The organism is Robinsoniella sp. KNHs210, from assembly GCF_000686105.1.
Taxonomy (GTDB): domain Bacteria; phylum Bacillota; class Clostridia; order Lachnospirales; family Lachnospiraceae; genus Robinsoniella; species Robinsoniella peoriensis.
Genome location: NZ_JMLZ01000002.1, coordinates 3,299,396 through 3,311,079, shown reverse-complemented (window position 1 = coordinate 3,311,079; position 11,684 = coordinate 3,299,396). Strand labels below are relative to the sequence as shown.

At 41.9% G+C, this 11,684-nt stretch carries 7 protein-coding genes; 5 read left to right on the top strand and 2 right to left on the bottom strand.

What is annotated here, in order from left to right:
• Window positions 1-179 precede the first annotated feature (179 nt).
• Both CD03_RS0121325 and CD03_RS0121315 read left to right on the top strand, forming a co-directional pair.
• Window positions 180-5,399 carry an OmpL47-type beta-barrel domain-containing protein gene (locus CD03_RS0121325; protein WP_197041686.1) on the top strand — a complete coding sequence of 1,740 codons (5,220 nt, stop codon included), beginning with the start codon at window positions 180-182 and terminating at the stop codon, window positions 5,397-5,399.
• A 167-nt stretch (window positions 5,400-5,566) separates the two neighbouring features.
• On the top strand, window positions 5,567-6,607 hold the full coding sequence (locus tag CD03_RS0121315) for a uroporphyrinogen decarboxylase family protein (protein WP_027295370.1): 1,041 nt from the start codon (window positions 5,567-5,569) through the stop codon (window positions 6,605-6,607).
• A gap of 19 nt (window positions 6,608-6,626) precedes the next feature.
• Here the strand turns inward: CD03_RS0121315 and CD03_RS0121310 are convergent, their stop codons facing one another.
• Window positions 6,627-7,214, bottom strand: coding sequence for a TetR/AcrR family transcriptional regulator (locus tag CD03_RS0121310; protein ID WP_027295369.1), 588 nt, complete (start codon window positions 7,212-7,214; stop codon window positions 6,627-6,629).
• Window positions 7,215-7,252: 38 nt separating this feature from the next.
• Window positions 7,253-8,110, bottom strand: coding sequence for a hypothetical protein (locus tag CD03_RS0121305; RefSeq protein ID WP_027295368.1), 858 nt, complete (start codon window positions 8,108-8,110; stop codon window positions 7,253-7,255).
• A gap of 341 nt (window positions 8,111-8,451) precedes the next feature.
• Here CD03_RS0121305 and CD03_RS0121300 point away from each other — a divergent pair, with 341 nt between their 5' ends.
• The 3 genes from CD03_RS0121300 to CD03_RS0121290 all read left to right on the top strand — a co-directional run bounded on the left by CD03_RS0121300 (window position 8,452) and on the right by CD03_RS0121290 (window position 11,628).
• The gene (locus tag CD03_RS0121300) at window positions 8,452-9,861 is read left to right on the top strand and encodes an ABC transporter substrate-binding protein (RefSeq protein WP_027295367.1); all 1,410 of its coding nucleotides are present in this window, start codon (window positions 8,452-8,454) and stop codon (window positions 9,859-9,861) included.
• Between the two features lie 61 nt (window positions 9,862-9,922).
• Window positions 9,923-10,789, top strand: coding sequence for a carbohydrate ABC transporter permease (locus CD03_RS0121295; protein ID WP_027295366.1), 867 nt, complete (start codon window positions 9,923-9,925; stop codon window positions 10,787-10,789).
• Window positions 10,786-11,628, top strand: a complete 843-nt coding sequence (locus tag CD03_RS0121290; protein ID WP_027295365.1) for a carbohydrate ABC transporter permease — start codon at window positions 10,786-10,788, stop codon at window positions 11,626-11,628. The genes CD03_RS0121295 and CD03_RS0121290 overlap by 4 nt, the downstream gene beginning before the upstream one ends.
• The last annotated feature ends 56 nt before the right edge of the window (window positions 11,629-11,684 follow it).

The window sequence follows — 11,684 nt, the reverse complement described above, 5'->3', positions numbered from 1 at the left end:
ACTATTCCATAAAGCTGTTTTGTAAACAATTTACGAAGCTTCATCAGAGTGTGTCTAAAAAATGAAGGCAGCAATTTGCAGCAAATGTCTGCAGACGTGTTTCGTTATTTTAGATATGTTCCTGGAGCATAAGAAGGGGTATGGGAAAAGATATGGGAAAAGGTATGAGGAGTAGAGCAATGGCTGCAGTGCTTGCAGCATCATTAATAGTAAGTGCTTTGTCAGTGTATGATGTAGGATATGCCAAAGAAGAGAGTATGAATGATCCGGTTATGGCTGAGATTTATGTATCTCCATCAGGCAGTGCACAGGGAAGCGGTGAGAGAGATGACCCGCTTGGATCTATGGATCAGGCAAGAGAAAAAGTAAGATTAATGAATCAGGATATGACCGGTGATATACTGGTGTATTTTGATGAAGGCGATTACTTTATGGATCGTGAGGTGCCGTTTCAATATGAAGATTCCGGCACCAATGGGTATCAGGTAATTTATAAAGCTATGGAAGGAAGCAAACCGGTATTTACCTCGGGCAAAGAAGTAACCGGATGGACGGATGCACAGGATCCCAAGCGTCCGGGCCTGATGAAGGCGCAGGCTTCGGGAGTGGAAAATACCAGGGAGCTTTACGTGAACGGAGAAATGGCGGTCAAGGCCAAAGGTCAGGTTCCCGGAAGTATAGAAAGAGCCGGAGAATACGAAAATTATACCACGTATAGCGGAACCCACAAGGCGTACCGTGGATATAAGAGCAATGCCACTGATATGATAAACTGGAAAAACATACAGGACATTGAATTTGTATACGACATTCTCTGGGTACACCGGATCTCACCAATTGAGTCTATTAAGGCGATGGGGGATAATGAAATCTACATTGAAATGGACTGGAATTCCTTTCGTCTAAACCAGATCGCAGGCGGAAACCAGGTTCATGCTGATGTTCCAAGCTACATTGAGAATGCTTATGAACTACTGGACGAGCCGGGAGAGTGGTACTTTGATAAAACAGATAAGACCATTTACTATATGCCAAAAGAAGGGCAGAATATGGATCTTGCAGAGGTAATAGTTCCAAGTACCGAGCAGTTTATCACCGTGCAGGGAGATCCAGACCGTAAAGTAAAAGACATCACCTTTGACGGTCTTTCTTTTGAATATAATACCTGGCTGTATCCAAGTCTGTATGGATGGCCGGACCAGCAGGCAAATTTTGCCCACAATCCGGAAGAGACAGAAAATATGCATGGTTATTCCCTGACACCTCAGGCAGCGATAGAGACGAGAATGAGTAAGAATATTACATTTTCCGGCTGTCATTTTCAAAATATTGGTTCCGGGGCAATCAGTCTGTTAAAAGGATCTGAAAATAATGTGGTTGAAAAGTGTGTATTCCAGGATATATCCGGGGGCGGAGTGCTGATTGGCGGGGTGAACATCAACGATGCACATCCTGTTGAACTTGATGATAATGCCACCTTGGATGAGATCAAAGAGGCAATGCAGAAGCACGCCGATAATCCAGAGCAGTCGCCTCATGATGAGAGGAGTATTGTAAAAGACAACGTGGTTACCAACTGTTACTTTAATCGAATCGGAACAGAATACAAAGGCAGCATAGCGGTATTGGCAGGCTATACAGATGGAACCGTGATTACACATAACACCATTAAAAATGTGGCATACTCAGGAATTTCCGTAGGCTGGGGCTGGGGCTTCTGGGATCAGACAGGCAGGACGGAATCTACGGAAGCAGGTGAGATTACGCCGGATTATTACCCTGTATTTCCACTGGGTGATGCGGCTGTGTCCAGAAATAATATTATTGAGTACAACGACGTGGGATATTGTATGACGAAGATGCATGACGGAGGAGGTATTTATACCCTGGGAGACATGCCGGGCAGCAGTATTTCTTACAACAGCATCCATAACATGTCCAGCTGGCCGGGAGGCTTATATCTGGATGAGGGAAGCGGCGGCATGAAGGTTGAGGGAAACATCAGTTATGATACACCATATACCTGCTTTTATAATATAAGAGAATTCACCTGGGGACACCGGATGGATCAGCCGGATTTCAAAGAAAATTATTGGAATACCGCACCGGAAAGTGATGCTTATCCCCACAAACTTGCTGAACAGATCGGTATCGAGAAAACATATGAAAATATACGTCCAAAGGAACTGGACACAGTAACTGCACCGGACTATATAAAGGCCGGGGACCGGGTTATCCTGCAAGGCTATTTTGGGGATGAAACGGGTAAAGTTATGATGACAGGACCGGATGGAGAAATATCTGTGACAGGAGATTCGCCTTATCTGGTCAGCTGGGAAAAAAATAAAATAGTATTCCTGGTTCCCGGCGGTGTTTCAAGCGGGAGCATTTATGTGGAAGCAGCGGATAAAACCCAAACCAATAAGGATAAAAAACTTACCGTATTTGGTGGGGAAAAGGAACTGTTTGGAGATGACTTCGAAGAGTATACCAGCGGAAAGTTAAATAACCAGCAGAATGCCGTAGAAAAATATTCTTATCTGCATGACCGTATTAGTGTTGCAGAGGAGGATGGAAACAAGATTCTCAAAATGAATTCAGATGGTACTGATACTTATCTTACAAAAGACGCAGACTGGGAAAACGTAAAGATTTCTTTTGATTACCGGTTTGATTCGGATACAAAAGATTATGGAGGTATCTATATTTCACCACGGTATCAGAATAAGGAAAACAGGTATCTGGCAAATCTGCTTCCTCATTTCCGAAATGGTATTTTCTATCAACGCTATTTGAACAATGGATATTCCGAACATGGTGATACAAACTTCAGTTATGAGGTGGGGATCTGGTATTCCATAAAAATGGAAATGACAGGGGATAACCTGCTGGTCAAAATGTGGAAGCGGGGAGAAAAGGAACCTACTGAGTGGACAGGAAGTGCAAACTTTGGAGGGTTGAAAAAAGGCGGAATCTTTTTACAGTATTCCGATTCATCCGGTGAAAATACAGCGTTTTCCAGTTTTGACAATCTTCTGGTTACCACGGCTGAGGAAGGCGTAACAGAAGATCTTGGACAGGATCTGGAAGCTCCTGTAACGAAAGCGGAAGTAACCGGTGAAAAGACAGAGTCAGGCGAATATATTAATCAGGCAAGAATTGAATTAAAGTCTGAGGACAGCTCTTCGGGAGTTGCGGGAATCCGCTGCCAGATAGATGGAGGAGAGTTACAGGATTATACAAAGCCTGTTGAGATTTCCAAAGAAGGCGCATTTACGCTTACGTTTTATGCATTCGACCGTGCGGGCAATAAAGAAGAGCCAAAGGAAGTAACCGGAAATGTAGTTCAGGGAGAGGTTATCTTTGAAGAGAATTTTGACAAATACGGTGAAGGAATGTTTACCGATCCGGATGAAATAGGATATCAGCTGACAAACCCGGAACAATTCCTGATTGTAACCGATCAGTCACAAAGTGGAAATGCCCTGAAAATACAGGGAAAGAAGAATACGGCAGTTCGTATGACAAAGCAGGACAGCTGGGATGGTACCGTGATGACGTTGGATTTCAAATACCAGGAAGAACTGGGTGGAATTGAAGGTCTTTATGTAAGTAACTATTACCAGTCCTTCAACCCGGACAATATGCATGTATACCCAGTCATTCCGGGATACGGGGGAATCCTCCTTCAGCAGAATGTAAATGGTAATGCAAAGGAAGCGGCAAGGCTGGAAAACAAAAAGATCAGCCTAAGACCCGGAAGCTGGTACCATATGAAGGCATATACCTCAGGAAGTGAGATGGCAGTGAAAGTCTGGAAGGACGGAAGCCAGGAACCTGCGGGCTGGATGGCAAAAGGAGCAGTAAGCGGATTGCAGGGAGGGGGCGGACTCCACCTGGGATTTTCCACAGGCAGCAAAGAAAATAATTATGCACTGTTTGACAACATCAGAATCATTGGTTTCGCAGAGCAGGAGCCGGAGAAACCAGTGGACTTAACAAAGCTGCAGGGCGTATACGACGAAGGAAGAGAAAAAGAACAAGATACCGATTATACAGAAGAATCGCTAAAGAGCCTGAAAGATGTTCTGGATGAGGCGGAGATTCTGCTGGGCAGGGAAGACTTAACAGAAAAGGACCAGACTTTGGTGGATGCTATGCAAAAGCAGCTGGAAGAAGCCATAAAAAATCTGGTACTAAGACCGGCAGATAAGACCGCTCTGGAGCAGAAAGTACAGGAAGTGCTGCACATTGATTTTGAACTCTACAACAAAGAGTCAGCAAAGAGGCTTAAAAATGCACTTGCAGAAGCGCAGAAGCTTTTAGAGAATAAAACACTTACGGTTAAGGATCAGATACTGCTCCAGGAAGCAGTAGACGAGCTGGATGCAGGTATTGGAGAACTGGAAGAAATCAGTGAACCGGGAACGGAAACGGAGCCGGGAACAGAGACGGAGCCAGGAACGGAAACAGAGCCGGGGACGGAAACAGAACCGGGGACCGAGACAGAACCGGGGACGGAAACAGAGCCGGGAACGGAAACAGAGCCAGGGACAGAAACAGAGCCGGGAACGGAAACAGAGCCGGGGACGGAAACAGAGCCGGGAACAGAGACAGAACCAGGAACGGAAACAGAGCCGGGAACGGAGACAGAACCGGCAACCAAAGCGGTATACCAGGTAGTTTTCCAAAGCTATGACGGAAAAGTACTAAGCCGCCAGGCGGTATCAAATCATGGCGCAGCAAAGGCTCCAAATGCACCGTCCAGAGGGGGGTATACCTTCAACGGATGGAGTAGTTCCTACGGAAATGTAACACAAAATCTGGTCATAACAGCACGGTATAAAGCAAATACCTACCTAATTTCCTTTCAGAAAAACGGAGGAAAGGGAAGAATGGGAAGACAGACGGTTACCTATGACAAGAGCACAAAGTTAAAGGCAAACCGTTTTAAGAAGTCCGGCTATGTATTAAAAGGGTGGAATACAAAGAAAAATGGTAAAGGAAAGTCATACGCAAACCAAAAGACGGTCAAGAACCTGACAAGTATAAACGGGAAAACCATAAACCTGTATGCACAGTGGAAAAAGGTATCAAAGCCGGATATCGTGAAAAAAGTATCTGCCGCCAGCAAAAAGGCAAAGACTTGTACACTTACCATAACAAACGTAAAGAAAGCAGACGGATACCAGATACGTTATGCATCCGACAAGGCATTTAAAAAGACTAAAACGGTTTATGTGTCTGAAGGAAAAGGAAAGAAAACATCAACAGTAATAAAAGGGCTGAAACGCAAAAAGACTTATTATGTAAAAGTTAGGGCTTATATAAAAGACTCAGCGGGTAAACGCTATTATTCCAAGAATTACAGCAGTGTTAAAAGCGTAAAGATCCGATAAGAGAATAGAAACAGCTATTATTATGTGGATGCAGTGCAATATCTGCATCCGCTTTTCAAAAGCATATTTCAAAAATTGATTCCCACAAAGTCTGACGCATGGCTGGCAAAAAACAACAGGATGTCTATCGAACTGCAAGGCGGAGGAACAGAAAAGGAGATTATACAATGACAAAAAAAGAACGGGTATGGGCGGCAATCCGCCATATGGAAAGTGACAGAGTGCCAAAAGGGGAATTATATATTCAGCCTCAGATAGCAAACAAGCTACTGGGAAAGGATTATCCCACGGATTATCAGCATTTTGAAAGAGATTGTAAAGTACGGGAGTTATTGCACATGGATATTATAAATGTAGGAGACTGGCCGGAATGGGAGATTGGAAAAGCTGCAGATGGAAAGAAAATCATACAGAGTGTGTATGGACAGACCTTCTTAGAGGGAGAGGAAAGCAAACGTCTTCTGGATCCGCCTGTGGATATCGAAGATGTCTGGGATTATCAGGAGCCGGATATTACAAAGGTAACGGGAGCTCTGCTGGAAAGATACGTAAATGAAACAGATTTCTTCGTTTTTGCCCAGATTGGCGGACCAATCTCCATGCTGAATGAAATGTATCCTATGGAGGATTATATGGTCAACTGTATTACTTATCCGGATGAAACTCATTTGTTAACGGAAAGGGTAATCGCATTTGAGATTAAAAAGGCAAAGTTATTTCTGGACAAAGGAGCAGATGCTATATTGATCGCAGATGATATGGCATTTAATACCGGAGTTTTTCTGCCGCCTTACGTTATGGAAGAAAATGTATATCCATTCTATAAACAGATGATACGGGAAATCAAAGAATATAAAGATACACCGGTTTTTCTTCACAGCGATGGTAACCTGAACAGTGTAATGGATAAACTGGTGGAATGTGGATTCGACGGTATTCAGTCCCTTCAGCCATCAGCCGGAATGGATATTGGTGAAATTAAGAAAAAATACGGGGACCGTCTTTGTCTGTGGGGGAATATTGACCTGGATTATATCATGTGCTTTGGCACCGTGGAGGAAGTCCGGGCGGAAGTTCGAAAGACCATTGAGATTGCAAGTCCCGGAGGAGGATTCATTCTCTCCACCTGCAATACAATGGTAGATATTATTCCGCCGGAAAATATTCTGGCAATGATCAAAGAAGCCGATATCACGGATAAGCAGTAGATCGTTAGATATTGCACCATTAAAGCGGATTTTCCAGAAATCCGATTCCGCTCATAATCATATTTTCAGTCATTCTGGCAATTTCTTCTGTAGGAAGGATCATACCTTCCTCTATCCATTTTCGAATCAGACCGATACAGCCTGTACTGACAAAGGAATAAAAGTACTCAATCTGCTTAATTGTTGCTTTTGGAAACAGGCTGTGGTAGGTATTGATACAAAATTCCTTTCCGGTATTTAACAGTTTTGACATCAGCTCTTTATCGTTATAATCCCCCACCATAAATGTACACATATCGGAGTTTTTCTTGAGACAGTAAAAGATTCCATTACAAATATCAGCAAGATTCCCTTTTTTGGTGCTGTCGTTAAGCAGCGGTTCCAGTGCCTGTGAAAATTCAATCAGCATTTCATTTTCAATTTCTTCCAATAGAGCATAAATATCCTGGTAATGAGTATAAAAAGTTCCGCGGTTAATGCCGGCACGGTCGCTGAGTTCTTTTACGGAAATACTCTGTATCGGTTTTGTTTTCAGCAGATCCGTAAAAGATCTTCGGATTAAAAGCTTTGTAATCCTTACACGGTGGTCGTTGGATTCTTTTTTCATAGTATTCCTCCTCCATATTAAAAAAAACTCTTAGCGGTTTAATTCAAATCCAGTAAAAGAAATTCTGAATCACCAAATTCGCATAAATAACTGCCGCCTTTTGCATCCGTAAATAAAATAGCCTGGTCACTGCGCTTATTTGCCTCGTCAAACCAGGATAAGCGGGCGGCTTCAGCAGTGGATAAATCCAGGTCAGTCTCTTTCAGGCTCCTCAGGATCGCAGCAGCATTTGCTTTTAAATCATACAGATACGGTGAGGTTTCGGTTACACCATAATTTTGAATACTGGGACCCTTTTCATCATAGGAAAATACAACATAACCACTTTGGTCAGCCCCGTTTGAAAAAGTACAGCAGTATAATTGCTGATCCGGCCGGATTGGTTCCATTTCATAATTTAGTACTGTGTATTCGGTAAAGTTATCGAATTTCCATTCCATGTCATCCATATTTCCTGTTTGAGCATCTACCCACATAGCAAGAAATTTTTGGATTTTTCTATGCTGAAAGTATTCAAATACCGGGGTGCTTTGCGCTGAATAATAAGAGTCCAGAATATTAGAAGGCATGGAATGAATGGTTTCGGATTCTTTGTCATTGTCTTCACTGCTCTCGCGATTCCCGTCAGATTTTATATTTTCATTATTTGTATTTACCTGAGCTTCTTTAATTTCAAAAATCTCTGAAGCTTCCGAGGACTCGGCATCTTTCGAGGACTCGGCATCTTCCGAGAACTCGGCATCTTTCAAAGACTCGGCATCACCCGTAGACGACAGCACATCTTTCGCAGACTCCACGGATGCTGTCTCCAATGCCTCGCTGGAAAAAGTGCTGCAGCCGTTCACAGCGGTCATACAGAGGCACAGCGTCAGTAAAACAGCATAATTTTTTTTCATTTGACAATCCCCTTTCATCTCATCACATACATTTATATACGATTCTGTTTCGATCCAATATATATAATTCTGATTTCTCTAATATGCATACAGGTAAGGCCATTTATTTCCTATTATACACCTCGGTGGTGGTATCGTCTATGTAAGTGAGGTACGGTTTAGAAAATCTTTAGATAGTCCAAAAAAGTCCAGATATCACAAAAAAGTGCAAGAATATATGATATTAACTTAAAAATTTGAAAATTCATATAAAGTTAATACTATGGCTTCTCAAATTTCCTATGCTAAAATACTAACATAAACAAAGACAAACAAACCAAATTAAATCAGGAGGATATGAAATGAAGAAGAAAGTTTTAGCAGCATTATTAGCAGGAACGATGGTAATCAGTCTGGCTGCATGCTCAGGAAGCGGATCAGAAACAAAGAGCACGGATGCAGGTACATCTGCACCGGAGGAAACAACAGCACAGACAGCAGCAGCTACAACAGAAGCAGCAAATGATACGGAGACTGCAGGTGAGACGGCTGGCGATACCCAGGCTGCATCAGGAGAAGAAAGTAAAATTACAATATGGGCATGGGACGAGTCATTTAACATTGTGGCTGCAAACCAGGCAAAGGAAATTTATCAGAAAAGCCATCCGAATGCAGAGGTTGAAGTTGTAACCATGGCGCAGGATGACATTGTAGCACAGCTTAACACCAGCCTTTCAGCAGGAACTTACGACGGACTTCCTGATATCGTGCTGATTGAGGATTACAAGATTCAGGGTTATCTGACATCCTATCCGGATGAATTTGCAGACCTGACAGATGTTGCAAGTCCTGAAGACTTTGCTGCATATAAAACAGGCGTAAACCAGATGGATGGTAAAATGCTTGGTATTCCATTTGATTCCGGTGTCGCAGCTACTTTCTACCGCACAGATCTCATCGAACAGGCAGGCTATACTAAAGATGACATGCAGAATCTTACCTGGGATAAATATATTGAAATCGGTAAAGCAGTAAAAGAAAAATGCGGTGTTGATATGTGTACCATCGATCCAAGTGATATTGGACAGATCCGTATGATGATGCAGAGCGCAGGCACCTGGTATACAGATGCTGACGGCAAAGTGGATTTTAAGGATAACAAAGGTTTAAAGGATGCAATTGGAGTATATAAGAAACTGGTTGAAGCAGGTATCACAAAACAGACAGCAGATTGGGATCAGTTCGTAGGATCTTTCAATAACGGAGAAGTTGCTTCTGTAGTAACCGGATGCTGGATTGCTCCTTCCATACAAAAGGGAGAAGATCAGAGCGGTAAATGGGCAGTTGCACCATTCCCGAAAATGGATGCAAATTCGGATTCTGTTAATGCTTCTTCTATCGGCGGCGCAGGCTGGTATGTACTGAAAAATGTAGGAAATGAGCAGGCAGCAAAAGATTTCCTGAAAGAAACATTTGCATCAAATGTAGATTTAATGAATCAGCTGGCTACCGATATTACCCTGGTTAGTACTTTAAATGCTGCAGAGTCAGCAGAGAATTACTCAAAGGGAAGTGATTTCTTCGGCGGACAGGAAATCTTCAAAGATTTCTCCAAATGGACACAGGAAGTTCCATCTGTTAATTACGGACTGCATACATATGCGCTGGAAGACATTATGACAGAAGCACTTCAGGCTATTGTATCAGGAGCTGATATAGATTCCACATTGTCTGATTACCAGACTCAGGCAGAAGCAGCAGTAGCACAATAATAAAGAAGGTAAATGGGGTGCTGCATTGTTCAGCACCCCATTTTCAGGAAGGTAGAAGGTCATGAAGAAAAAAATTGACAGAAGATCCTGGGCATTTATTATTCCCAGCGTAATTCTAATAGTGGCATTTGTTTTCTATCCAATGGTGCAGGCATTTATTACTTCGATGCAGACTGGAATGGGAAATAATTTAAGATTTGCAGGGGCGGCGAATTATAAACGGCTTCTGACAGACTCTACATTTGTAAAAGCACTGTGTAATACAGTGATGTATCTGGTCATTCAAGTGCCGGTTATGATTATTCTGGCTCTGGTGATTTCGTCAATGTTAAATGATAAAAAATTAAAAGGAAGAGGCTTTTTCAGAACCGCAATTTTCCTTCCCTGTGTTACTTCCCTGGTAGCATATTCCATAATATTTAAAAGTTTGTTTGCAACAGACGGATTTGTCAATATTATGCTGATGAATCTGAACTTTATATCAGAGCCCATATCATGGATTACGCATCCGGTATTTGCAAAGGTACTGATTATCATTGCCATCACCTGGAGATGGACCGGTTATAATATGGTATTCTATCTGTCGGGCCTTCAGGGGATAGACGATTCCATTTATGAAGCAGCATCAATTGATGGTGCAGGCGGTTTTCAGAAATTTAAATCCATAACGCTGCCGATGCTCAAACCAATTATTTTGTTTACAACCATTAACTCTACAATTGGTACGCTGCAGCTCTTTGATGAAACGGTAAATATTACAAACGGCGGTCCGGCAAATGCCACGATTACCATTTCACAGTACATCTATAATCTGTTGTTTAAGTATCAGCCTAATTTTGGTTATGCTGCGGCTGTATCTTATGTAATTGTATTATTAATTGTAATCTTATCCATTATTCAGATGAAAGTAGGTGACGATAAAGAATGAGTACAAGATCAAAGGTAATAAGAGGTTTGGAATATGTAATTCTCAGTATTTTGTCTGTAGTATCCATTTTTCCATTCTTTTGGATGATTATAGCAGCAACAAATAAATCTGTGGATGTTACAAAAGGAACATTGCTTCCGGGATCTTATTTTTTCGAGAATTTAAAATCGGTACTTCAATCGGATTTAAATTATTTGACATCTTTTAAAAATTCCCTCATAATTGCAGTATTAACAACTGCTATTGCAATGGTAGTATCGTCTGCGGCGGGATATGCTTTTGAGATATACAGAACAAAAGGAAGAGACAGAATCTTTAACTTTATCCTTTTATCCATGATGGTTCCTTTTGCAGCACTTATGGTTCCGTTATTCCGTTTATTTTCAAACTTTAAGAATATTCCCATATTGAAATTCCTGGCACTTAATACATCGGGTTCGGTTATAGTAATTGCAGTGGCTACGGCTTTCCTGATTTTCTTTTTCCGCCAGAATACCAAGACATTTCCAAAAGAACTTGTGGAAGCAGCCAGAATTGATGGTTTAGGTGAAATGGGAATCTTTACAAAAATTTATATGCCAACCATGAAATCTACTTATGCAGCTGCAGTAGTAGTAACCTTTATGTCCAGCTGGAATAACTATCTGTGGCCATTGATTGCGTTAAAAGGCGAGAACAGAACTCTGCCGCTGATCATTTCTGCAATGGGGTCTTCTTATACACCTGATTACGGAATGATAATGACTGCAGTTGTTATTGCAACGATACCTGCCGCGTTGATCTTCTTCCTGATGCAGAAACAGTTTGTTGCAGGAATGCAGGGTTCGGTAAAAGGATGATCAGGTAATTTCTAATTCTCCTTCAGATTATATCAAATGATAAATATATATTCATT

Excerpts from the sequence above, each read along its gene's own strand:
- CD03_RS0121295 (WP_027295366.1), top strand. The coding sequence starts at position 9,923 with ATGAAGAAAAAAATTGACAGAAGATCCTGGGCATTTATTATTCCCAGC.
- CD03_RS0121310 (WP_027295369.1), bottom strand. The coding sequence starts at position 7,214 with ATGAAAAAAGAATCCAACGACCACCGTGTAAGGATTACAAAGCTTTTA.
- CD03_RS0121305 (WP_027295368.1), bottom strand. The coding sequence starts at position 8,110 with ATGAAAAAAAATTATGCTGTTTTACTGACGCTGTGCCTCTGTATGACC.
- CD03_RS0121325 (WP_197041686.1), top strand. The coding sequence starts at position 180 with ATGGCTGCAGTGCTTGCAGCATCATTAATAGTAAGTGCTTTGTCAGTG.
- CD03_RS0121300 (WP_027295367.1), top strand. The coding sequence starts at position 8,452 with ATGAAGAAGAAAGTTTTAGCAGCATTATTAGCAGGAACGATGGTAATC.
- CD03_RS0121315 (WP_027295370.1), top strand. The coding sequence starts at position 5,567 with ATGACAAAAAAAGAACGGGTATGGGCGGCAATCCGCCATATGGAAAGT.
- CD03_RS0121290 (WP_027295365.1), top strand. The coding sequence starts at position 10,786 with ATGAGTACAAGATCAAAGGTAATAAGAGGTTTGGAATATGTAATTCTC.